This is a genomic window from Chelatococcus sp. YT9, from assembly GCF_018398315.1.
Classification (GTDB): domain Bacteria; phylum Pseudomonadota; class Alphaproteobacteria; order Rhizobiales; family Beijerinckiaceae; genus Chelatococcus.
This window is the reverse complement of the sequence record NZ_JAHBRW010000003.1, coordinates 11,506-34,025: the sequence shown is the minus strand read 5'-3', so window position 1 is coordinate 34,025 and position 22,520 is coordinate 11,506. Positions and strand designations below refer to the sequence as shown.

The following is a 22,520-nucleotide window of genomic DNA, read 5'->3' as shown; positions in this document are numbered from 1 at the left end:
AAATCCCGGTATGTGGCGGACACGTTGGCTTCGAACGCTCCCCACGGGCCTTGCAGGCCGCTCTCAAACCTCAAGCCATTCCCGCCGCACGTCGTCGCGCTCGCGGAACGCCTCCGGCGTACCGGCATAGACGATGTCGCCATGGCCCATGACATAGACCCGGTCGGCGATCCTGAGCGCGATGGAGAGTTTCTGCTCCACCAGAAGGATGGCCACTCCGGCCTTTGCGATGCCGGCGATCATGTCGCCCACCTGCTGCACGATCTTCGGCGCAAGGCCTTCCGTCGGCTCGTCGATGATGACGAGGTCGGGATCGCCCATCAGCGTGCGGCAGATGGCGAGCATCTGTTTCTCGCCGCCGGACAGGACGCCGGCCGGGCTGTCGGCGCGCGATTTCAGGTTCGGGAACATGTCCAGCACCTGTGCCACGCTCCAGCGTCCGGGCCTGCGCAGGTCCTTGATGCCGAGCATCAGGTTCTGCCGGACGGTAAGGCTTGGGAAAATGTCGCGGCTTTCGGGCACATAGCCCAGCCCTAGGCGGGCGATCTGGTAATTGGCGAGACCGGCGATATCGCGCCCCTTGAAGCGGATCGAGCCGAGAGGTGCGACCTCGCCCATGATCGCCTTGGCGGTGGTCGAGCGGCCGACGCCATTGCGGCCGAGAAGTGCGATCACCTCACCCGGCATGACCTCGATATTGACCCCGTGCAGGACATGCGACTTGCCGTAATAGGCATGCAGATCGCGCACGGACAGGATCGGCTCGGCTGTGGAAACCGCGGTCATGCCGCATACCCCGCGTCGATATGGTCGGCTTCCTCGCCGAGATAGGCTTCGCGCACCGCCGGGTTGCCGCGGATTTCGGCCGGCGTGCCGGTGGCTATGATCTTGCCGTAGACCAGCACCGAAATCCGATCGGCCAGGCCGAAGACCACGCTCATGTCATGCTCGACGATCAGCAGGGTCTTGTTCCTCGTCGCCTTGTCGATCAGCGCCACGGCCCGTTCCGTCTCGGAGTTGGACATGCCGGCGGTCGGCTCGTCGAGCAGGACCACATCCGGGTTTCCGGCAATGGTCATGGCGATTTCCAACGTTCGCTGGTCCGCATAGGGCAGGAGCGCCGCCATCTGCGCCGACTTGTCGGACAGGCCGACCTCTTCGATGATGGCACGCGTCTTGTCCGCGACCTCCTGCAACCCGTCGACCGACTTCCAGAAGGCGTAGCCTGTATGGGCCGAACGCAGCACGCCGCAGCGCACGTTTTCGTAAACCGACATGTTGGCGAAGATGTTGGAGACCTGAAACGAGCGGGACAGCCCCTTGCGGTTGATCTCGAAGGCCGGCTGCCCGCCGATGGACTGGCCGTTCAGAAGAACCTCGCCTGAGCTCGGCTGCAGGAGCCCGGAAATCAGGTTGAACAAGGTCGACTTGCCGGCCCCGTTCGGGCCGATGATCGCGTGACGCTCGCCGCGACGCACCGCAAGGTCGACACCTTGGATAATGTTGATCGCGCCAAAACTCTTTCTGAGGTTGCGCAGTTCGAGAATGTGATCACTCATCTTTTGCGGCCCTCGAGCAGGTTCAGGCGCCTGATCGCCGCAACCCCGATCGCCAGCGGAACGGCGATCGCGACCAACGTCAGCATGCCGTCATGCCGCAGAGCCCGGCCGAAGGGCGCAAACACCTCGCCCTTGCCCTCCGACCAGCGGATCGCGACCTCCGAAAAGATGACGACGGCAGTGGCGATCGCGGTCGCAGCCACGGCCAGAACCGCCGAACGCCGCAGGAACTGCTGCGGCGCCGGCGAGCGCAGCCCCTGCCAGAAGCCGTAGGCGATGCCAGCGAAGCCGTTCGGCGAGAACATGACGACAGCGATGAACAGCAGGCCGATATAGAGCAGCCACGCACTGGTATAATCCGACAGGCTGGACTGGATGCAGGTCATCAGCACGGCGCCGAGAATCGGGCCGCTGAAATAGCGGATACCGCCGAGATAAGCCGCGATCAGCACCGCGCCTGACGCCTGGAGAGAAAAGGCGCTGAGCGTGAAAATCTCGTTCTGCACCGCTGCCATACCGCCCGCCAAGCCGGCAAAGCCGCCGGCGATGATGAACACGAGATAGCGGATGCGGGTCGGATCATAGCCGACGAACTGCACGCGCTGCGCGTTGTCGCGTGTCGCCTCGCTGAGGCGGCCCAGCGGCGTGCGGGTGAAGAGATAGGTGCCGAGCAAGCCGACAAACGTCCAGAAGGCGATGAACCAGTAGACCTCGCTCACAGGACCGAGCGTCAGGCCGGCAAAAACCGGTCCCGCCATACGATCGCCGGCGACGCCCACCTCTCCGCCGAAAAAGCTGTCGAACAGATAGCCGGCGGCAGCGACCAATTCGGCAATGCCGAGCGAGATCATGGCGAATGCCGTGCCCGAGCGCCGGCAGGACGGCCAGCCGATCACCGCAGCGACCAGAGCCCCCATGGCGAAGCCGATAACGGGCATGGAGGCAACCGGGACATGGGCCCAGATGCCCTCGCCAGCGGCAATCCACTGCATGACATGCACGCAGGAAAAGCCGGCCAGCCCGAAATAAACCCCATGTCCGAAGCTCAGCATGCCGGCGCCGCCGAGAAGCATGTTGAAGGAGAGCGCAAAGACGATGCTGATGCCGATATGATTGAGCAGCGTATAGGCGCCGCGTGAAGGCCCAAACATCGGGATGACGATCATGACAGCCAGGAGCAGGCCGAACCCCAGGATGGCGCCTGCATGTTTCTTCATGTCGGACGCCTTTTGCTCGGACATGGCCAGGGATGCGTCGCTCATGCCTCACGCTCCCCCATCAGGCCGGCCGGCCAAACCATCAGGACCACGACCAGAAGCAGAAACGGCACCGAGGCCGAGAGCGACGAAATGGTGATGCGTCCGAGTTCGCTGCTCGGCGACAGACCTGTGAAGCCGAATATGTCGGCGACGGACAGGTTGATCGAGATCGCGAAGGTCTGGAGCATGCCGATGAGCATGGCGGCGATAAAGGCGCCGCTCAGCGAGCCGAGACCGCCGAGGACGACGACCACGAAGACGATCGGCCCCATCTGCAAGGCCATTGCCGGCTCTGTGATGAAATAGTTCCCGCCGATCACGCCCGCGAGCCCCGCCAGCGCACAACCGACGCCGAAAACCATCGTGAAAACGGCTGGCACATTATGGCCGAGATGTCCGACCATCTGCGGATGCGTCAGCGCCGCCTGGATGATCAGGCCTGCGCGGGTGCGCCGGAGGATGAACCACAGGCCGGCCAGCATGGCTACTGCGACGACGATGATGAAGATGCGATAAGCCGGGAAGTCCGCGCCATAGAGATTGAAAAGCGGGAAGTTGAGCGCATCGGGAACCCGGTAATTGACAGCATTGCGTCCCCAGATGATCTTCACCACCTCATCGATGACGTAGGCCAGCCCGAAGGTGAAAAGCAGTTCGGCGACATGCCCGTTGGCATGGACGCGGCGCAATCCCCATTTCTCGACCCCCATGCCTACGATGCCGACGACGATGGGCGCCAGGAACAGGGCAATCCAGTAATTGGTCGCGCCGGTCACGGTGAAGGCCAGATAGGCGCCGAGCATGTAGAAGCTCGCATGCGCGAAGTTCAGCACGCCCATCATCGAAAAGATCAGCGTCAATCCGCTGGACAGCATGAACAGCAAAAGACCGTAGATCGCGCCGTTCATAAGAGAAAAAATAATCGTCTGCATGGGTTCCCTGCCAGACCGGGCAGCGCCCCGGCAGCTTTCGCTCGGTGAACGCGACGCCGCACATCATGCGAGGCCGCGTCGCGCATGAAGAACGGCCTTAGTTGGGCCGCTTCATCTTGCAGGTGGTTTCCATCTCTCCGGCCGCCATCGGGACCTCGCCGCCCTCGACCAGTTTCCAGCCATAGGGCGTGCCGTCCGACGTCACCTTCACGCCTTCAGCGACCACGCTGACATACTGGTTGAGCTGCAGCTGATGATCCGACGCGCGCATCGTCACCGGGCCGTAGGGATCATTATAGGTCAGCCCTTCCAGGGCCTTGGCGACTGGGAGCGCCTTGCTGGAACCGGCCTTCTCGATGGCCAATTTGAGCATCTCGAGCGTGGTGCGGTTGCGGTGGTAGAGATAGTCGTATTCGGGGAAGCGCTTCTTGTATTCGGCCACCAGATCCGACTGGTCCTTCGGCACGTCCATGTTGTTGTTGCCTTCGTTGACGAAGAGCAGCTTGCCGACCGCGGCTTGTCCGAGTGCCGCGATCGTGCCGCGTGAGCCCCCGAAGACCGTCAGGAACGGCATCTTGGCGCCGGAATCCGCGGCGGCCTTGACCAGAAGAACCATGTCCTGGCCCCAGTTGCCGGTCAGCACCGCGTCCGCGCCGGAGGTGATGATCTTCTGCACATAGGGCGTGAAGTCTTTCACCTTGCCGACCGGATGATACTCCTTGCCGACGATCTCGACATCCGGGCGCTTCACCTTGAGTTGCTCGACCGCAGCCTCCAGCACGGAGCGGCCGAAAACGTAGTCCTGGCCGATCAGGTAGACTTTCTTGATATCCGTCCGGTTCTTGACGAAATCCGTCAGCGCGTTGACCGCCATGCCGGAATGCGGCGCGAAGCGGAAATGCCAGAAGGAGCAGTTCTCATTGGTGAGCTCGGGCGCCGACGCACCCCAGTTGAGATACAAGACCTCGTTTCCGGGATTGCGGGCATTGTATTTGTTGACGCCGTCGACGAGCGCCGCAGCGAGCGCGGAGCCATTGGCAATCATCACGAAGCGCGCACCGCCATCGATCGCCTTCTGCATCTGCAGCAGCGTTCCCTCCGGCGTGCCTCCGTTATCATACGCCTTGATCTCGAGTTTTTCGCCCTTGATCCCGCCCGCCGCATTGATCTGCTCGGCGACAAGTTGAAACGTTGTTAGGCCGTTTTCGCCGATCGCACCGAACGGACCCGACAACGTGTCCAGATAGGCAACCTTGACGTCAGCCGCGGCGGAGCCGGCAAACATCGATACCGCTGCCGCCATCGTGAGAAGCGTCCTCATCCCAATTCCCTCCCGAAGCAAGTTCCAGTGAATCTGGAAACGTTTCCTGATTACCCAAATCTTTTTGATGCCTGCGTGCGCGTCAAAATGCCGACAGCGCCACGCAAGACCGCATTTTTCGGGCCGGCTCGCAAACCGTCCCTGCTCTATTTCTTTGCCTGATATGGAAACGTTTCCAGGTGCTTGTCAAGCATGTTTTTAACCCAGCCATCCTCGCCCGCGAGCCTTCCGAAGGGCGTTCGCCAGCAAATGCAATCGGCAGACGCGCGGTCAACCTCGCCGGCGAGGATAATCCAGGTCCGCGCCGAAGCCTCCGGCATGTCCCGACCTGAGGCTTCCTGAACTTGTCATGCGGCGGCTTGCGCTCTGCTCAATAGGTCCAGCGCCACATCGACGATCATATCCTCCTGCCCACCGACGGCATTGCGCTTGCCGAGTTCTACGAGAATGGCGCGCGTATCGACACCGTATTGCTGGGCGGCGTGTTCGGCATGTCGCAAGAAGCTCGAATAGACCCCGGCATAGCCAAGCGAAAGCGTTTCGCGATCGACACGCACCGGCCGGTCCTGCAACGGGCGCACGATATCCTCGGCCGCGTCCATGAGCTTGAAGAGATCGCAGCCGTGGTCGAAATCCATCCGGTCGGCAGTCGCCACAAAGGCTTCAAGCGGCGTATTGCCGGCACCGGCGCCCAGACCCGACAGCGAGGCATCGACCCGGAAGGCGCCATTTTCCACCGCAACGATCGAATTGGCGACGCTGACCGACAGGTTCTGGTGGGCGTGAATACCGATCTCGGTCTTCGAATCCAGCGCGCTCGCCATAGCTTTGATCCTCTCGGCCACGCCATTCATGACCAGCGCGCCAGCCGAGTCCGTCAGGTAGACGCAATGAGCGCCATAGCTCTCCATCAACTTAGCGTTCTTGGCGAGTTGCGTAGGATCGAGCTTGTGCGCCATCATCAGAAAGCCCGACACGTCCATGCCGATTTCGCGTGCCATCTCAATATGTTGCTTTCCGACATCCGGCTCGGTGCAGAGCGTCGCGACCCGCACCGAACGGGCGCCCGCCCGATAGGCCTCGCGCAGATCGTGCAGCGTGCCGATGCCGGGCAGAAGCAGGGTCGTCACCCGGGCTCGCGTGACGACGCTCGCCACGGCCTCGATCCATTCGAGATCGCTGTGGGCGCCGAAGCCATAGGTGAAGCTCGATCCCGACAAGCCGTCGCCATGGGCGATCTCGATCGCGTCCACACCGGCCTCGTCGAGCGCTCGGGCGATCTCGCGAACCTGATCGAGCGAATAACGGTGCTTTATCGCATGCATGCCGTCACGCAGGGTGACGTCCTGGATGAAGATTTTCCGCTTCATGTGTGCGCTCCCTTCAACTGGCCAGGCGTTCGGCGGTGGCGAGGGCCGCCGAGGTCATGATGTCGAGATTCCCCGCATAGGCGGGCAGGTAGTGCGCAGCACCTTCGACCTCCAGGAAAACGGTGACCTTGATGCCCGATTTCGGACCGCCAACGGGAGCACCGGCGGCATTGTTGCCGCCGACGCGCTCGAACTGGACCTGCTGCTTCAGCCGGTAACCCGGCACATAGCTCTGAACCTTCGCGACCATCGCCTCCACAGCGGCTGCAATTTCCGCGGTGTCCGCTTCGTCGACGAAGCACAGCACGGTATCGCGCATGATCAGCGGCGGATCGGCCGGGTTGAGAACGATGATGGCCTTGCCACGCGTCGCCCCGCCGACGCTCTCGATGGCGCGCGACGTGGTTTCGGTGAATTCATCGATATTGGCCCGCGTTCCGGGGCCTGCGGATTTGGAGGCGATGGACGCGACGATCTCGGCGTAGTGAACCTGAGTGACGCTGCTGATCGCGGCGACGATCGGGATCGTCGCCTGGCCGCCGCAGGTAACCATGTTGAGGTTCCGCCCCTTGAGCTGCTGCTCGAGATTGACGACCGGGATGACATAAGGGCCGATGGCTGCCGGCGTCAGGTCTATCACCATCTTGCCGTCGCTCTGCAGGACCTCGCTGTGCCGCTCATGGGCCGAGGCCGAGGTGGCGTCGAAGACGATGTCGATATCGCCGTAATTCGGCAGCGAACGGAGCCCCTCCAGCCCCTGATGCGTGACGGCAACGCCCAGCCTTTCCGCCCGCTTGAGACCCTCCGACTCCCGGTCGATGCCGACCATGGCGCCCATTTCGAGCCGTTTGGAGTTGCGCATGACCTTGATCATCAGGTCGGTGCCAATATTACCCGAGCCGATGATCGCTACCTGGGTTCGTTTTTCCATGAACTCCTCCTAAGCCTGGTGGCTGGTCCGATAATTTCGGCGGAGCCGTTGACTTGGCCCTATCGATGACCTACCAGTGTGGAAACGTTTCCAGCCATTGCATGAAATACCTGACGCAGCAAGACTGCATCGCCAACAGATTTTCGGGATCGTCCGTGGCAGACACCAAGCATCCAGAAGGCCGGCCTGACGCCCCGGACGAGCCGAAGACGCCGAAGCACCGGGTAGCAGGGCGCGCGCGCAGCGGGCGGCTGACCATGAAGGATGTCGCCATGGAAGCGGGCGTCGGCGTCGGCACGGTATCCCGTTACATCAACGGTAACGGCGCACTCGGCGACGATATTCGGGAACGGGTGTCCGGCGCCATCAAGCGTTTGAATTTCAACCCGGATCCGATCGCGCAGTCGATGCGCAACGGCCAAACCAAAACCTTTGCATGCATCGTGAGAGATCTTACGGTCCCTGTCCTGAGCGTCTTCGTGAACGCCATGCAAACCGCAGTCGACGCGGAAGGCTACGGGCTGATGGTGGCTTCGTCCTATCACGATCCCCAGCGCGAGGTGGAGATGCTCCATAAGCTGTCCATGCGCCGCACGGACGGCATGGTGATTGCGACATCGACCGAAGGAAATGCCGCGCTGAATGAGGCGTTGGAGAAGCTCAATGCACCTGTGGTGCTTCTCGATCGGCAGACGCCGGTCCATTTGGATTCCGTGCTCATCGACCACCTGCGGGGCGTGAAGCACGCGATCCGCTACCTGATCGACCTCGGACACCGCCGGATCGCCGTGCTTTCGGGTCAGGAAGCCGTGCGCCCGGTCGTCGAGCGCCTTGAAGGGTTCCGGCAAGCATTCACCGAGCGCGGGCTTTCCGTTCCGGAGGATCTCGTGCGCATGGGATCGTTCAGCGCGGATTACACCTACGAGGAGACGCTGCGACTGCTCCAGTTGCTGGATCGCCCAACCGCCATTTTCGCGGGCGGCACGGCTATGCTTCCTGGGGTGTTGCGCGCGGTCAAGGACAGCGGGCTGCAGATTCCGCGCGATATTTCGGTGATCGGCGGCGCTGACAGCGAACTGGCCTCGCTTTTTTCGCCGTCCGTGACAGTCGTCCGCTGGGATCACGACCGCCTGGGCACGGCAGCGGCGCGGTTCCTGCTGAACCGCATCAAGCGGCCCGACTGCCCGGTGCAGCGCCAGATCTTCCCTACGGAACTCATCGTGCGGGATTCCTGCGGTCCCGTACCTGCCTGATAATCAAGCCACCGGCTGCCCGTTTTGAGGGGCTTTCGTGGAAACGTTTCTACGTTGGAGGAAGTTCATGAGGAGACTTGGAATCGACGTGGGAGGCACGTTCACGGACGTCGTGCTGATCGACGATCAAAGCGGCCGGCACTGGTCAGTCAAGGTTCCAACTACTCCCGCTAACCGGGTGATCGGCGCCATTAACGGCTTCAACGAAATCCTCCGGATCAGCGGCTTGTCGAGTGGCGAGATCGACTTCATCGGTCACGGCACGACCATGGCCACGAACATGATCGTCGAGCACAAGGGCGCCAGGACCGCGCTGATCACGACGAAGGGTTTTCGCGATATCCTGGAGATCCGCCGCGTCTATCGCCATGATCGCGCCGATCTCTACGACCTGCAGTTCGATGCGCCCAAGCCCTTGGTGCGCCGCCGCTGGTGCCTTGAACTCGACGAGCGGATTTCCGCCACGGGCGCGGTCGAAAAGCCGCTGGATATGGCAGAGGTCGAGACCCTGGCCGAGGAGATCCGCCGTTCGGACATCGAGGCGGTGGCCATTTGCCTGATCCATTCCTACGTCAATCCAGATCATGAGCGGCAGGTTCTGGAGACGCTGCGCGCCCGCCTGCCCGACCAGTTCGTGACGGCGTCCTTCGACGTCAATCCTGAGCTGATGGAATACGAGCGGACCAGCACGACGGTCATCAACGCCATGCTCGGTCCGGTCTGTAACCGCTACATCCGATCGTTCATGCAAGAATTGCGGCGCCTCGGGTTCCGTGGCGAGATCATGTTCATGCAGTCGAATGGCGGTTTGGCCTCGGCCGAACTGGTGGAGTCGCGCCCGGTCGTGCTTCTGGAAAGCGGCCCGGCCGGCGGCGTCAGCGCGACCTCGCGGCTGGCGCAGAAGATCGGCGTCGAAAACATCCTGCTGGGCGACATGGGCGGCACCACCTTCGACGTGTCTCTGATCCGCGAGGGGCGACCGGAAATCCGCAACGGCGGCCTGCTGCACACCTATTCTGTCCGCTCCCCGACCATCGACATCGACTCGGTCGGCGCCGGCGGCGGCTCCATCGCCTGGATCGATGCGGGCGGCGGCGTGCGCATCGGGCCGGAAAGCGCCGGGGCGGACCCAGGCCCGGCCTGTTATGGCCGTGGCGGCCAGCGTCCGACTGTGACCGATTGCAACGTCATCCTTGGCTACATCGACCCGGACACGTTCCTCAACGGCAGCTTCAAACTGAACCGCGAGGCTGCGCACCGCGCGGTCGAGGAGCACCTGGCGACGCCGCTCGGCGTTTCAGTCGTGGAGGCCGCCCATGCGGTACGCGCCATCGCCAACGCGCTGATGGCGCAGGCGATGCGGCTGATGACCGTCGAGCGCGGCTACGACCCGCGCGACTTCACCTATGTATGCTATGGCGGCGCGGGCCCCGTGCATGCCGTCGAGCTCGCCCGCGAGCTTGAAATCAAGCGGGTTGTGGTGCCTGCCCTGCCCGGCCTGTTCAGTGCGTTCGGCATGACAGTGGCAGACCAGTCGAGCGACCAGCAGGTGGCCATCGAGCGTCAGCTGGACGGGCTGGCACCGGAAGGGCTGGAACAGGCGTTCAGCAATCTGGAGGAAACGGTCGGCGGCCGTTTCGGCGGCGCGCTCGCCAACGTGGCGCTCACCTTCCAGCGCAAGATCGACTGCCGTTACGCCGGCCAGCCGGAACCGATCACGGTGGACGTGCCGAAGGGCCGTATCGATCTCGGGCAGATCCGCAAGAGCTTCGAGGAGGCGCATATGCGCCACTGGAACTTCGTGCGGCGCGACCATCCGCTCGTCTGCAACAATATCCGCGTCAAGGGCGAGGCGGAAACCGGCTGGCGTGGCTCGATCGACGCGAGCATCGAGCGACATGCAGCCAGCGGGGAGAAGCGCACTCGGGCGATCTATCTCTCCGGCCAGATCCGCGACGTGCCGGTCTTCCGCCGCGAAGGTCTTGCCTCCGGCACCCGCATAGACGGACCCGCGGTCATCGAGGAAGCCAGCAGTTGCCTTGTCTTCGAGGCAGGCCAGAGGGCGCATATCGATGCGCAGAGCAATCTCATCGTGGAGCTCTGAGATGGACACCATTACCTACGAAATCATCCGCAGCAGCCTCTATGCCATCGCCCGCGAGATGAAGGTGGCGATGACCCGTACGGCGGGCAGCCCCATCATCCATTCCGGCGGCGACGCATCGGCGGCCATCTTCGACGCGGACATGCAGCTCGTCGCGCAGGGCAACGACATTCCCACCATGCTCGGCTCGGCGGTGGTCTCGACGCGGGTGTCCGTGGAGGCGATCGGCCGGGAGAACCTGAGACCCGGCGACGTTATCATCTCCAACGACGTCTATCTCGGCGGCGGCAACCATCACTCCGACGTGCAGTTCACGCGACCGGTCTTCGTCGATGGCGAGATCGTCGCCTTCACCATGACGCGCGGTCACTGGAGCGATATCGGCGGCCAGTCGCCCGGTAGCTATGCGGCCGACACCTGGGACATTTTCGGCGAAGGCGTGCGCATTCCTCCGGTCAGGCTCTACCGCAACGACGAGGTCGTGACCGACGTCCAGACCATGATCCTGCAGAACACGCGGGATCCGGAAACCCGGCTTCTCGACGTGCTGGCCCAATATGCCGGCTGCTATGTCGGTGACCAGCGCATTGCCTCGCTGACGCGCAAATACGGGACCGAAGCGATCGCCTCCGCCATGTCGCGCTCTCTGGATCATTCCGAGAAGCTGATGCGCGACGCGCTGCGCAAGATCCCGGACGGCGAATACTCCGCCGAGGACGAGATCGACGGTGTCTTCGAGGTGGATGGCGTGCGCGCCAAAGTGCCGCTCAAGGTGACGATCCGCAAATCCGGCGACGAGATCGAGTTCGACTATACCGGCAGCGGCCGACAGGTTCGCGGGGGCGTGAACTGCCCGTTTTCGGTGACCTGCAACAGCACCTGGTTCACGGTCAAGGCGATCACCGACACCACGATTCCGATCAACCAGGGCTGCTATCGGCCGGTGAGGATCACCGCACCGAAGGGCTCGGTGCTCAACTGCGAATTCCCGGCCTCGGTCGTTTCGGGCGTCACCGAGACGTCGCCGCGCGTCATCGACCTGCTCTTGCAGGCGCTCGCCACGGCGGTGCCGGAACGGGTCGTAGGCCAGAGCAACTGCGCGGCTTGCGCGGGCGTGTTCAGCGGTGCCGATCCCGACGAGGACCGGGTCAAGCGCACCGGCCGCAGATATCTCAGCATGATCGACGTGCATGCCGGCGGCATGGGCGCTCGGCATGGCAAGGACGGGATCAGCGCCGTGCGCGTCTATGTCGGCAATGCCGGCGCGCAATCGGTGGAATCGATCGAGCAGACCTATCCGCTCGCCATCGACGAATGGTCGCTGGTGGCCGATAGCGGCGGCGCCGGCCGCAATCGCGGCGGGCTTGCGGCGCGGCGGGTATATCGAATCCTGTTCGACGAGGCGACCTTCACGGTATCGGGCGAGCGCGAGCACCAGCCGCCGCGCGGCCAGTTCGGAGGGGCAACCGGCAGCGCCTTCAAAGCCGAAGTGCGACGGGCCGACGGCTCCGTCCATCCGGTCACCGCCCGCGGCGGCCATATCGTCGTGCACAAGGGGGACCGTGTCATGGTGCAGCCGGCCGGGAGCGGCGGTTACGGCGATCCCCGCGAGCGGCAGCAGGCGAAGGTGCTGGCCGATCTCGACGACGGCTACATCACGCAGGCGGCCATGGAGGACGACTACCAGGTCGAAGTGGCGCAGCAGGCCCTTAAGGGAATCGCCTGAGATGGTCCTATTCTCCTCCAAACTCCCCCTTGAGGGTAAGACGGTGGTCGAACTGGGCCATAGTCTTGCGGCTCCCTATGCAGGACATATCCTTGCGCATCTCGGTGCGCAGGTCATCAAGATCGAGCCGGCTGGCAGCGGCGACTATGCCCGCGACTGGGGCGTGGCCTCGTCCGGCGGCATGGCCGTGATGTTCCACGCCATCAATTGCGGCAAGAAGAGCATAGTCGCAGACCTGCGCGACACGCTTTCAGTCCAGCGGTTGAAGCGTTTCATTTTCCACGAGGCCGATATCGTCGTCCAGAACATGAAGGCCGGCACCGTCGAGAGGATCGGTCTGGATGCGCAGACGCTGCGCGCCAAAAAGCCTGGGCTGATATACTGCAACATTAGCGCGTTCGGGCAAGTCGGGCCGCTGCGCGACGCTCCGGGCTACGATCCGCTGGTGCAGGCTGTGAGCGGCCTCATGAGCCTGACCGGAAATCCGGGCGGCGAGCCGGTACGCGTTCCTGTGTCTCTCAACGACATGGGCTCGGGCATGTGGTCCGTCATCGGCATCCTGTCCGCCTGCCTCGAACAGGAGCGAAGCGGCTTCGGCCGGACGATCGACACGTCCCTCTACGAAACCTCGCTCGCGTGGATCACGGTGCAGCTTTCGGACTATCTGGCGTCCGGCGAGCTGCCCGGCAAGCACGGGTCGGGCAATGCCAATATCGTGCCTTACCAGAGTTTCCGCTGCCTCGACGGCGAACTTCTGATCGCCGCTGGCAACGACAGGCTCTTCCGGGCGTTGTGCGTGGCCATCGACATGCCGGAATACGGCACCGACCCGCTCTATGCCACCAATTCGGCGCGGATTCGTAACAAGCCGGCACTTGTCGCCCTGCTTCAAGCGGCAATCGCAAAGTTCCCCGTCGCGGAGCTCGAGAGGCGATTGGAGGCAAATGGCGTCCCCGCGGGCCCCATCAACACGATCGCCACGTCTGCCGCATCGCCGCAGACGGAGGCACTCGGCATCATCGAAAAAACTCCCGGCGACGGCGTGCAGATCGTCGGTATTCCCCTGTCCTTCGACGGGGTGAGGCCGCCAGTGGCAGGCCGCTCTCCGAAGCTCGGCGAGCATGTGGCGATTTTGGGAGGACAGGATGCGACTGAAGGAGCTTGAGCAGCCGTTCGAAACGCTGCTGGTGGAAGAGAGCGGCGAGTACCAGTTGCAGGTGACGCTGAACCGGCCCGACCGCGCCAATTCGCTGACGACCCAGATGGGCCGCGATCTCATCACCGTGTTCTCCGCTCTTGAGCGTGAGCCTTGGCACTATCGCTGCGTTGTCTTCACTGGTGCCGGCGAACGCGTGTTCTGCGCCGGGGCCGATCTCGCTGAGCGTAACGGCATGGACGACGAGGCTTTCACCCGCCAGCACTATCTGTTCGAGCGGATGATGCGGGCGATATACGATTGCCCGGTGCCGATCATCGCCGCGCTCAACGGCGCGACCGTCGCCGGTGGGCTGGAGCTGATGCTCCAGTGCGACTTCGCTTATGCGGTGGACACCGCCAAGTTCGGCTTTCCGGAAGTCCTGCGCGGCATCATGCCCGGCGGTGGCGGGACGCAGCATCTGCCGCGCCGGATCGGCTCGGCGCGCGCCAAGGAAATGGTGCTGACGGGCCGCCTGTTTTCCGCGCAAGACGCGCTTGAATGGGGGGTCGTCAACCGGCTCGTGCCGGCCGGCCAGCTTATGGCCGAGGCCAACGCGACCGCCGCGACCATCTGCCGGAACGCCCCCCTCTCGACCGCGCAGGCCAAGAAATCCATCGCCCACGGCCTGCAGATGGACCTACGCACCAGCATGTACTTCGAGATCGAAGCCTATAGCCGCCTGATCCCAACCGAAGACAGGCGAGAGGGGATCGCCGCCTTCAACGAAAAGCGCGAGGCGGTGTTCATCGGGCGCTGAGACGGCCCCGCCGCGAGACCTGACCGAATCGAATTCAAGAACAGGTCCCGGCAACCCACACAAAACGCCATTCTTCAATGGGAGGAAGACATGAAACCGACACGCAGAATGCTGACTGCCGGGACAGCCGTCATGGCTCTGCTCGGCCTGACAGGCGCCCCGGTGCTTGCGCAGCAGGAGGCCAAGATCGGCGTCGTCGCCGCTCAATCCGGCCCCGCGGCGCAATGGGGCATCGCCGCCCGCAAGGCCACGGAATTCGCCGTAGCGGAAGCCAATCGCGACAACCTGTTCAAGATCGACGGCAAGCCCGTCAAGCTCTCAGTTGTATCGATCGACGGCAAATACACGGTCGAGGGGGCGGCTGCCGGCGCCAACACGCTGGCCAGCCAGGGCGTCAAGATCGTCATCGGCGGTGCAGGCTCGCCTGAAGTCACCGGCATGAAGCCGATCGCGACCCGCAACAACATGCTCCTGATGGTCAGCAGCTACGCCAAGAACGCGATCGGGCCGCAATGGCCGCTGGTCTTCCACATGAGCCCCGGCCCCTCCGTTTGGGCGGACCCGATCATCAAGGTGGCTAAAGAGAAGTTCAAATTCGACAGCGTCGTCATCGTCGCGCCGAACGACCAGGGCGGCACCGACATCGCGTCAGTCAACGCCGAAGCGTTCAGGGCCAACGGCGTCAAGGCGACCGAGGAATACTACCAGCGCGGCACAACCAATTTCGCGCCGATCGTCACGCGCATCATGAACGCCAACCCTGGCTCGGTCGATCTCGCCTCCTCGCCCCCAGGCGATGCCGGCACTCTGGTCAAACAGTTGCGGCAGGCAGGCTTTCAAGGCGCGATCGGCCGTCTCGGCGGGCCGGGCTATAGCGAAATCTCGCGCATTGCTGGCGGCGACGCGGTTCTCAAGGACTTCTACTGGTTCGAGCCGATCGTCATCGACGATAATACCCGCAAGCTCGACAGCGACTACAAGGCGCTGATGGGCGAGGACAGGCCGGAGAACAATCTGTTCTACCAGTGGGTTATTTCGGCCCGCATGGTCGTCAAGGCGGCCATCGAAGCCCAGAGCGTCACCGACACGGCAAAGATCGCCGAGATTCTCCGCAAGATGCCGGTCTCTGACCAGCAGATCGGCGACGGTTACTGGGTCGGCCAGAAATTCTTCGGCATCAACCAGGAACTCTCCTTCCCCTTCGGGATGGGCGTGGTCTCCGGCGGCACCGTGCAGCCGGTCACGTCCATGCCGGCAGCCCGCGAATAGCTCGGAGGGCATGACGTGGAAGGCATCATATCGACCGGGCTCATCGGCATCAGTCTTGGAGGGCAGTACGCGCTTCTCGCCCTAGGTTTCACGCTAATCTTCGGAATCCTCGGCGTCGTGAACTTTGCTCATGGCGGATTCTATGTGCTCGGCGGGTATGTCGCCTATTCCGCCGTGCAATTCCTCGGCCTTCCCTACGCACTCGCCGTCGCCCTAGCCGCAGCGTCGACCGCCGTCCTCGGTTTCCTGTTCGAGCGTCTCCTGCTCGAACGGGTGATCGACGATCATCTGGCGACACTGATGCTGACGCTTGGCCTGTATCTGATGATGTCGAGCGGCATTCTCGCGACCTTCGGTCCGGAATCGCCGGCCTTTGATTTCCCGCTCCAGGGCGTCTTGCGGGCGGGGCGGCTCTATCTGCCGCTGGAAAATATCGTGGTCATCGGCGTCTGCCTGACCGCCATCGTGCTGGTCTACCTCGTGATCTACAAGACGGATTTCGGCCGGGCGCTGCGGGCGCTTGCGGACGACCGCCGCGTGGCGATGGCCCAGGGCATGCGTCCGACCCTGCTCTTTCCGCTCGCCTTCGCGCTCGCCACCGGCCTTGCCGGCCTGACAGGCGCGCTGGTCACGCCGATCCTTTCGCTTGCGCCGCATGTCGGCGATCCTGTCCTGGCGATCTCCTTCCTCGTGGTCATCCTGGGCGGGCTGGGCAGCATTGCCGGCGCCACGATCGCCGCCTTCGCGGTTGGCATGGTGGAAGCCTATTCCGCAGTCTATCTCGGCGGCTCGAAGGGTGCGCTGCTGCTGTTCGTCGTGGTTCTCATCGTCCTGGTCATCCGGCCCTCCGGGCTCATGGGCCAGACGGCGCGGGAGGCCTGACCCATGAGCACCTCGCTGACCACGCTCCTGCGCAAAGCCGGAGCCGCCGAAATCGCCGTCATCGTGATCATCGCCGCCGCTTTCGCGGTGCCGGTACTGACGGCAAACCCACTCGCCTATTCCCTGACCAACCAGATCCTGATCGCGGCCACGGCGTCGTTCAGCGTCTACATCATGCTGCGCATGAACCTGATGACCTTCGCCGTGCCGACCTTCATGGCGATCGGCGGCTATACCTCCGCGATCTGCGGGCTCAACTACGGCATGACCGACGTCATCGTCATCGGCCTTTTGTGCTTCTTCATCCCAGCGCTTTTTGCCCTGCCCATCGGCGCGCTGGTGCTCCGGCTGCGTGGCGTCTACTTCGTGCTCGTCACCTTCGTGCTGACGGAAATCACCCAGCTTCTGCTGTTCGAGACACCGACATTGACGGGCGGATCGAACGGGCTGATCGGCATGCCGGCATTGACCTTTTTCGGCGTAAGCCTCGCCGACAACCGCGCCGTCGTGCAGACCACGATCGGCCTTGCCCTGGTCGCCGCCATCGTTACCGCCGTCGTGACCCGGGTTTTTCGCCAGCAATTCGCCGGAATCGAGGAAAACGAGATGCTCTCGCAGAGCCTCGGCCTGGTGGTCTGGCACTACAAGGCGTTCGGCTTCGTGATCGCAGGCGGCGTTTCCGGGCTGGCCGGGTTCGCGCTCGTCAACATGCTTCTGACTGCCCATCCCACTTCGTTTGCGCCACTCTCCTCTGTCAATTTCATCGCCTATGCCTTCATCGGCGGACAGGCCTCGATACTCGGGCCGCTGGTCGGCGCCGGCGTGCTGGTCTGGGCGGCGGAACTGTTCTCGCTGCGCGGCGAATATTCGCAGATGCTCTTCGGCCTGCTGATCGTCGTGGTCGTGCTCAGCGCTCGCGCCGGCATCGTCGGCACTCTGTTCAACCTCGCGACGCTGATGAAGGGCCGAAACCAGCCCCTGCGCCTTGCCGCCACGGAGGAACGCCCGTGACCGAAAAGGCGAAACTCGAAATCGTCGGCATTTCCAAGCGGTTCGGCGGCGTGCTCGTTTTCGACGAGATCAGTTTCTCGCTCGATCCCGGCGAGATCCTCGGCGTCATCGGGCCGAACGGAGCAGGCAAGACGACCCTGATCAACATCGTCTGCGGCAAGCTGCCGCCGAGCACCGGCAGCGTGCGGCTGGGAGGGCAGGACGTAACCGGCGCCCAAATGCACAGCATGGCGCGTGCGGGCGTGGTGCGCACGTTTCAGCAGACCAACACGTTCAAGACGGCCTCGGTCAGGGAAAACATCTCCCGCGCCATGCGGTTTGCCGGCAGCCGGCAGGTCGCCTGGGCGTCGATCGCCGACATGCTGGAGGAGTTCGAACTGTCGCAGCGCCTCGACGAGCGAAGCGACAGCCTGCCCTATGGCCTGCAGAAGATGCTCGGCCTGATGTTGACCTATGTCACCTCGCCGCGCGTGCTTCTGATGGATGAGCCGGCCGCCGGCCTGGAGGGCCGGGAGCGCACGCGTATCGACAGTTTCGTCGGCCGTGCCTGCGGCAATCTCGGATGCAGCGTGATGATCGTCGAGCACGACATGGATCTCGTGAAGCGGCTTTGTCCGAACATCCTCGTGCTCGATGCTGGGAGGCTGATCGCATCGGGACCGCCCGCGGAGGTGCTGAGCCGCAAGGACGTCATCGACGCCTATGTCGGCGCGCAGGAAGAGGAGGAGGCGTGATGCTGTCCGTCGACAGTCTCGACGTGCGCTATGGCGGCATCGTCGCGCTACGGCGCGTCTCGATCGAGGTGGCCAAGGGCGAGACCGTGCTTCTCGTGGGCGCCAACGGAGCCGGCAAGTCCAGCCTCATCAACGCGGTGATCGGGCTCACCGACGCGCAGAAAGGCAGCATCCGCTTCGACGGGCAGGATATCGGCAGGCTTTCGTGCGACCGGCGGGCTCTGGCTGGCATCGGCTATTCGCCCGAAGGCCGTCGGGTTTTCGCCAGCATGTCGGTCTACGACAATGTCATGGCCGGCGCCATCGGCCGCGGCCGCGCCCGGCAGGCCGAAGCCTGGGAATGGCTCTCCGGAGTCTTCCCCATGCTGAAGGAGCGCGCCGGGCAACCGGCCGGACAATTATCCGGCGGCCAGCAGCAGATCGTCGCCTTCGCCCGCGCCATGAGTTCGTTCCCAAAGCTCCTCCTGCTCGATGAGCCGTTTCTCGGGCTCGCACCGGTCTGGATCGCCCGCATCAGCGATGCCATCCGGCAGATGCAGGCGCGCGGCATCACCATCCTGATGACTGAACAAATGGCGCGTCCGGCGCTGAAGCTCGCGACACGCGGCTACGTCATGCGAGGCGGGGCCGTGCGGCGCCAGGGCACCGTTGCGGAGATCCGGGACGTCGCGCTTTCCGAGGAATATCTGTGATGACGACCGGCACCTTCACGTCCACACAAAGGCTCGGCCAGTATCTGGCGCAGGCCGCGACCCGGCCGCTTCGAAACGATGTCGCCACCAAGGCTGCTATCTGCCTCATCGACGCGCTTGGACTTGCGGTCGTCGCGCGCGAGGAAACGACGGCGAAAGCCGCACGCCGGGTCATCTTGCCCACGTCCCAGGGCGTTTCCAGCATCTGGGCGGACGGAACCCGTGCCAGCCCAGCCGATGCGGCGTTCGCGAACGGCATCGCGGTGCACGCGCATTTCCAGGACGATACCGATCACGTCTCGTGGTCGCATCCCGGCTCGCTGGTGCCCCCGGTCGCCATCGCGCTCGTGGAAGCGTCGGGCGGCTCGGTCGCGCAGGCGCTTCGGGCACTGGTCGCCGGCTATGCGGTGATGAACTGGCTCGGTGTGGACGAGATCGTCTCGCGCCGATTGATTGCGCGCGGCATGCGCACCAGCCCGACATTCGGGACGATCGGCGCGGCGGCGGCAGGCGCTGCCGCGCTGGGTCTCGGCGCTGACGAGGCGGCATCCGCTGTCGCGATTGCCGCCTCCACCACCGGCGGCACGCTGGAGCCGGTGCGCTGCGGCTCGGACGAATGGCGCATCCAGAACGGTCGCGCGGCGCAGGGCGGGTTGCTCGCCGCGCTGATGGCGCAACAGGGCGTGGTCGGCGCGCCGGATGCGCTCTGCGGCCGGCGTGGCTTCCTCATGGCGCTTGCCGGCATGGACGCTCCGCCGGACGCCTGGAAGACCGATCCCGACCCGTCGATCATGCTGCAAATCATGGCAAAACCCTTCGCGACGCTGGGCGACAACATGCCGGCCGTGATGGCGGCGCGTGCCGCACGCGCGCATGGCATCGAGCCCGCGCGCATCTGCTCGATCCGTGTCACCCTCTGGCGCCCCTACAGCGAGTATCCCGGCACGGCCTTCAAGGGGCCGTTCGAACGGATCGTGCAGACGCAGGCCAGCACGGCCTTTGCCGTCGCCGCCATGCTGATACATGGCGACCTGACCTACGAGATGGGCACGACCGGCCGCTCGGATCCGCTTCTGAACGCGCTCGTCGCGAAGACGACCATCGTGCCCGACGACGAACGCGGCGCACTCGATTCGACCGTCACCGTCACGCTCAAGGACGGGTCCATTGTCACGGCGGATGCGAAAGAGGCGCCCGAGACACTGCTCTTCCAGAACGAAGCGCGCGCCGTGGAGGTGTTCAGGGAGCGGTTTTCGCGTGCGGGCCTGCAAGCCGATGCGGCCGGAGATCTCGCGGCCCGGATACTGGGCGCTGCGGCGGGCGAGAGACCGATGCCGGTTGCCGACATATTCGATGCGATCCGCGCGGCATTGCAGACGGAAGGACGACGAGCCCATGCGTGACCAGGTCCATATACGCGAAGTCGGCCCGCGCGACGGCCTGCAGATGGCCCATGACATCCTGTCCACCGGGCGAAAGCTCGACTGGTGCAGATTGGCTGCCGAGGCCGGAATGCGGGAGATCGAGGTCACCTCCTTCGTTCCGGCCAAGGTCGTGCCGCAATTTGCCGATGCCGGCGAGGTGGCCCGTGGTGCGTTGGCCATCGGCACGTTCCGAGCGGCGGCGCTGGTTCCGAATTTGCGCGGCGCCCGCGACGCCTTCGCAAGCGGCCTGCCGCTCGTCAATTTCGTGCTCTCGGCCAGCGAGGCGCATAATCAGGCGAATGTACGCCGCAGCACCGACGAATCGCTCGCCGAGTTCGAGCGGATCGTGGCCGAGCGCAATCTGCGAGACGGCCCCCGGATCGACCTCGGAGGGTGTGTGGCGACGGCTTTCGGCTGTTCCATTTCGGGCGCGGTGGCGGAAAAGCGGGTCGTGGAGATCGCGGCGCGCTATGCGCAGATGGGCGCCGACGAGATCGTGATTGCCGATACGGTCGGCTATGGCGATCCCGGTGCCGTGCGCCGCATCATGGCCCAAGTCATCGCAGCCGTTTCACCGCTGCCGGTCTCCTGTCATTTCCACGATACGCGCGGTCTCGGCCTCGCCAATGTTACGGCAGCCCTCGAAGTCGGCGTCCGGGCGTTCGATTCCTCGCTCGGCGGGCTGGGCGGCTGCCCATTCGCGCCCGGCGCGACCGGCAACATCAATACCGAGGACACAGCGTTTCTTCTCGAACAGCTGGGCTTCGACACCGGTATCGATATCGGAAAGCTCATCGCCCTGCGCGGGCGGGTCGAGGACTGGCTGCCAGGCGAACGCTTTTCCGGTGCCATCGCCCGCGCCGGCCTTCCGAAAACCTATTCGGGAAAGACGAGCCAAGCGCATGCATGATTCCAGCCCGGCGCCGGAGAGCGTTTCGATCGCCATAGGCGAGGACTATCCCGAACTGCGCGAAGGCGTGCGCAAAGTCTGCGAGAAGTTCGACGGCGCCTACTGGCGCAATCTGGACGACGAACGCGGCTACCCGACCGCGTTCGTCACCGCATTGACGGAGGCGGGCTATCTGGCCGCACTCGTGCCGGAGGACTATGGCGGGTCGGGCCTGCCGCTGCGGGCGGCAGCCGTCATCCTCGAGGAGATCAATGCCAGCGGCTGCGTCGCCAGCCCCGCCCATGCTCAGATGTATATCATGGGCACTGTTCTGCGCCACGGCAGCCCTGCGCAGAAGCGCAAATATCTGCCGGAGATCGCCGCCGGGCGGCTTCGCCTGCAGGCATTCGGCGTCACGGAACCGAACACCGGCTCCGACACGACCCAGTTGAAGACGCGCGCCGTGCGCAATGGCGACCACTACATCATCAACGGCCAGAAGGTCTGGACATCGCGGGCGCTGCATTCCGACCTGATGCTGCTTCTTGCGCGCACCACACCAGCCGAGGAGGTCACGAAACGCACGGACGGGCTGTCGGTCTTCCTCGTCGACCTGCGCGAAGCATGCGGCAAAGGCATCGACATCCGGCCGATCAAGGCGCTGATCAACCACAACACCACCGAGGTCTTCATCAATGATCTCGTCGTACCTGCCGAGAACCTGATCGGCGAGGAGGGCAAGGGCTTCCGCTATATCCTCGATGGCATGAACGCGGAGCGGATCCTGGTCGCATCCGAATGCGTCGGCGATGGTCGCTGGCTCCTGAAGCGCGGCGTCGAATATGCAGGACAGCGCGTCGTGTTCGGAAAGCCGATCGGCCAGAATCAGGGCATCCAGTTCCCGCTCGCCCGCGCCCATGCGGAACTGGAGGCGGCCGACATGATGTGCCGCAAGGCCGCCGCCATGTTCGATGCGCACCTGCCCTGCGGGCCGGAAGCAAACATCGCCAAGATGCTGGCGTCGGAAGCCACATGGAAGGCCGCCGATACGACCCTCCAGACCTTCGGCGGATTCGGCTACGCGCAGGAATACGACATCGAGCGCAAATGGCGTGAGGTGCGCCTTTACCAGACGGCGCCGATATCCACGAACATGGTGCTGGCCTATGTGGCGCAGCATGTGCTCGGCCTGCCGCGATCCTATTGAGC

General features: G+C 64.0%; 20 protein-coding genes. 13 read left to right on the top strand and 7 right to left on the bottom strand.

Annotated features, from left to right (window positions below; all coding sequences use genetic code 11):
- Window positions 1-63 precede the first annotated feature (63 nt).
- From KIO76_RS29235 to KIO76_RS29205, 7 genes are all read right to left on the bottom strand, one after another.
- The gene (locus tag KIO76_RS29235; protein ID WP_213327405.1) at window positions 64-759 is read right to left on the bottom strand and encodes an ABC transporter ATP-binding protein; all 696 of its coding nucleotides are present in this window, start codon (window positions 757-759) and stop codon (window positions 64-66) included.
- Between the two features lie 23 nt (window positions 760-782).
- Window positions 783-1,559 (bottom strand): ABC transporter ATP-binding protein, encoded by a 777-nt coding sequence (locus KIO76_RS29230; protein WP_213327209.1) that lies wholly within the window; start codon window positions 1,557-1,559, stop codon window positions 783-785.
- Window positions 1,556-2,821, bottom strand: coding sequence for a branched-chain amino acid ABC transporter permease (locus KIO76_RS29225; RefSeq protein ID WP_249730232.1), 1,266 nt, complete (start codon window positions 2,819-2,821; stop codon window positions 1,556-1,558). Before KIO76_RS29225 ends, KIO76_RS29230 begins: the two co-directional genes overlap by 4 nt.
- Window positions 2,818-3,750 carry a branched-chain amino acid ABC transporter permease gene (locus KIO76_RS29220; RefSeq protein WP_213327208.1) on the bottom strand — a complete coding sequence of 311 codons (933 nt, stop codon included), beginning with the start codon at window positions 3,748-3,750 and terminating at the stop codon, window positions 2,818-2,820. The genes KIO76_RS29225 and KIO76_RS29220 overlap by 4 nt, the downstream gene beginning before the upstream one ends.
- A 97-nt stretch (window positions 3,751-3,847) precedes the next feature.
- Complete coding sequence (locus KIO76_RS29215) at window positions 3,848-5,071, bottom strand: branched-chain amino acid ABC transporter substrate-binding protein (RefSeq protein WP_213327207.1); 1,224 nt, start codon at window positions 5,069-5,071, stop codon at window positions 3,848-3,850.
- 347 nt (window positions 5,072-5,418) lie between these two features.
- Complete coding sequence (dmpG, locus tag KIO76_RS29210; protein ID WP_213327206.1) at window positions 5,419-6,441, bottom strand: 4-hydroxy-2-oxovalerate aldolase; 1,023 nt, start codon at window positions 6,439-6,441, stop codon at window positions 5,419-5,421.
- Window positions 6,442-6,454: 13 nt separating this feature from the next.
- Window positions 6,455-7,372 carry an acetaldehyde dehydrogenase (acetylating) gene (locus KIO76_RS29205; RefSeq protein ID WP_213327205.1) on the bottom strand — a complete coding sequence of 306 codons (918 nt, stop codon included), beginning with the start codon at window positions 7,370-7,372 and terminating at the stop codon, window positions 6,455-6,457.
- Window positions 7,373-7,437: 65 nt separating this feature from the next.
- On the opposite strand from KIO76_RS29205, the gene KIO76_RS29200 reads away from it, so the two are divergent.
- The 13 genes from KIO76_RS29200 (at window position 7,438) to KIO76_RS29140 (ending at window position 22,518) form a co-directional block, all read left to right on the top strand.
- Window positions 7,438-8,625, top strand: coding sequence for a LacI family DNA-binding transcriptional regulator (locus KIO76_RS29200; protein ID WP_349629442.1), 1,188 nt, complete (start codon window positions 7,438-7,440; stop codon window positions 8,623-8,625).
- A gap of 67 nt (window positions 8,626-8,692) precedes the next feature.
- Window positions 8,693-10,729: a hydantoinase/oxoprolinase family protein gene (locus KIO76_RS29195; protein WP_213327204.1), complete on the top strand. Its 2,037-nt coding sequence runs from the start codon at window positions 8,693-8,695 to the stop codon at window positions 10,727-10,729.
- A 1-nt stretch (window position 10,730) separates the two neighbouring features.
- Complete coding sequence (locus tag KIO76_RS29190) at window positions 10,731-12,455, top strand: hydantoinase B/oxoprolinase family protein (protein ID WP_213327203.1); 1,725 nt, start codon at window positions 10,731-10,733, stop codon at window positions 12,453-12,455.
- Between the two features lies 1 nt (window position 12,456).
- Window positions 12,457-13,620, top strand: coding sequence for a CaiB/BaiF CoA transferase family protein (locus KIO76_RS29185; RefSeq protein WP_213327202.1), 1,164 nt, complete (start codon window positions 12,457-12,459; stop codon window positions 13,618-13,620).
- Entirely contained in the window at window positions 13,601-14,410 is an 810-nt protein-coding gene (locus tag KIO76_RS29180; protein ID WP_213327201.1) for an enoyl-CoA hydratase/isomerase family protein, read from the top strand. Before KIO76_RS29185 ends, KIO76_RS29180 begins: the two co-directional genes overlap by 20 nt.
- A 90-nt stretch (window positions 14,411-14,500) precedes the next feature.
- Entirely contained in the window at window positions 14,501-15,679 is a 1,179-nt protein-coding gene (locus KIO76_RS29175; RefSeq protein WP_213327200.1) for an ABC transporter substrate-binding protein, read from the top strand.
- 15 nt (window positions 15,680-15,694) lie between these two features.
- Window positions 15,695-16,561, top strand: coding sequence for a branched-chain amino acid ABC transporter permease (locus KIO76_RS29170; protein ID WP_213327198.1), 867 nt, complete (start codon window positions 15,695-15,697; stop codon window positions 16,559-16,561).
- Between the two features lie 3 nt (window positions 16,562-16,564).
- On the top strand, window positions 16,565-17,572 hold the full coding sequence (locus tag KIO76_RS29165) for a branched-chain amino acid ABC transporter permease (protein ID WP_213327196.1): 1,008 nt from the start codon (window positions 16,565-16,567) through the stop codon (window positions 17,570-17,572).
- Window positions 17,569-18,306, top strand: a complete 738-nt coding sequence (locus KIO76_RS29160; protein ID WP_213327194.1) for an ABC transporter ATP-binding protein — start codon at window positions 17,569-17,571, stop codon at window positions 18,304-18,306. Before KIO76_RS29165 ends, KIO76_RS29160 begins: the two co-directional genes overlap by 4 nt.
- The gene (locus KIO76_RS29155) at window positions 18,306-18,998 is read left to right on the top strand and encodes an ABC transporter ATP-binding protein (RefSeq protein WP_213327192.1); all 693 of its coding nucleotides are present in this window, start codon (window positions 18,306-18,308) and stop codon (window positions 18,996-18,998) included. Before KIO76_RS29160 ends, KIO76_RS29155 begins: the two co-directional genes overlap by 1 nt.
- Window positions 18,998-20,401: an MmgE/PrpD family protein gene (locus KIO76_RS29150; protein ID WP_213327190.1), complete on the top strand. Its 1,404-nt coding sequence runs from the start codon at window positions 18,998-19,000 to the stop codon at window positions 20,399-20,401. The genes KIO76_RS29155 and KIO76_RS29150 overlap by 1 nt, the downstream gene beginning before the upstream one ends.
- On the top strand, window positions 20,394-21,332 hold the full coding sequence (locus KIO76_RS29145; RefSeq protein ID WP_213327188.1) for a hydroxymethylglutaryl-CoA lyase: 939 nt from the start codon (window positions 20,394-20,396) through the stop codon (window positions 21,330-21,332). The genes KIO76_RS29150 and KIO76_RS29145 overlap by 8 nt, the downstream gene beginning before the upstream one ends.
- On the top strand, window positions 21,325-22,518 hold the full coding sequence (locus tag KIO76_RS29140) for an acyl-CoA dehydrogenase family protein (RefSeq protein ID WP_213327187.1): 1,194 nt from the start codon (window positions 21,325-21,327) through the stop codon (window positions 22,516-22,518). The genes KIO76_RS29145 and KIO76_RS29140 overlap by 8 nt, the downstream gene beginning before the upstream one ends.
- Window positions 22,519-22,520 lie beyond the last annotated feature (2 nt).

What these genes read in the sequence shown, in the direction of transcription:
- KIO76_RS29230 (WP_213327209.1), bottom strand. Translation starts at nt 1,559, where the DNA reads ATGAGTGATCACATTCTCGAACTGCGCAACCTCAGAAAGAGTTTTGGC.
- KIO76_RS29225 (WP_249730232.1), bottom strand. Translation starts at nt 2,821, where the DNA reads ATGAGCGACGCATCCCTGGCCATGTCCGAGCAAAAGGCGTCCGACATG.
- KIO76_RS29220 (WP_213327208.1), bottom strand. Translation starts at nt 3,750, where the DNA reads ATGCAGACGATTATTTTTTCTCTTATGAACGGCGCGATCTACGGTCTT.
- KIO76_RS29215 (WP_213327207.1), bottom strand. Translation starts at nt 5,071, where the DNA reads ATGAGGACGCTTCTCACGATGGCGGCAGCGGTATCGATGTTTGCCGGC.
- dmpG (WP_213327206.1), bottom strand. Translation starts at nt 6,441, where the DNA reads ATGAAGCGGAAAATCTTCATCCAGGACGTCACCCTGCGTGACGGCATG.
- KIO76_RS29205 (WP_213327205.1), bottom strand. Translation starts at nt 7,372, where the DNA reads ATGGAAAAACGAACCCAGGTAGCGATCATCGGCTCGGGTAATATTGGC.
- KIO76_RS29200 (WP_349629442.1), top strand. Translation starts at nt 7,438, where the DNA reads ATGACCTACCAGTGTGGAAACGTTTCCAGCCATTGCATGAAATACCTG.
- KIO76_RS29195 (WP_213327204.1), top strand. Translation starts at nt 8,693, where the DNA reads ATGAGGAGACTTGGAATCGACGTGGGAGGCACGTTCACGGACGTCGTG.
- KIO76_RS29190 (WP_213327203.1), top strand. Translation starts at nt 10,731, where the DNA reads ATGGACACCATTACCTACGAAATCATCCGCAGCAGCCTCTATGCCATC.
- KIO76_RS29185 (WP_213327202.1), top strand. Translation starts at nt 12,457, where the DNA reads ATGGTCCTATTCTCCTCCAAACTCCCCCTTGAGGGTAAGACGGTGGTC.
- KIO76_RS29180 (WP_213327201.1), top strand. Translation starts at nt 13,601, where the DNA reads ATGCGACTGAAGGAGCTTGAGCAGCCGTTCGAAACGCTGCTGGTGGAA.
- KIO76_RS29175 (WP_213327200.1), top strand. Translation starts at nt 14,501, where the DNA reads ATGAAACCGACACGCAGAATGCTGACTGCCGGGACAGCCGTCATGGCT.
- KIO76_RS29165 (WP_213327196.1), top strand. Translation starts at nt 16,565, where the DNA reads ATGAGCACCTCGCTGACCACGCTCCTGCGCAAAGCCGGAGCCGCCGAA.
- KIO76_RS29155 (WP_213327192.1), top strand. Translation starts at nt 18,306, where the DNA reads ATGCTGTCCGTCGACAGTCTCGACGTGCGCTATGGCGGCATCGTCGCG.
- KIO76_RS29150 (WP_213327190.1), top strand. Translation starts at nt 18,998, where the DNA reads ATGACGACCGGCACCTTCACGTCCACACAAAGGCTCGGCCAGTATCTG.
- KIO76_RS29145 (WP_213327188.1), top strand. Translation starts at nt 20,394, where the DNA reads ATGCGTGACCAGGTCCATATACGCGAAGTCGGCCCGCGCGACGGCCTG.
- KIO76_RS29140 (WP_213327187.1), top strand. Translation starts at nt 21,325, where the DNA reads ATGCATGATTCCAGCCCGGCGCCGGAGAGCGTTTCGATCGCCATAGGC.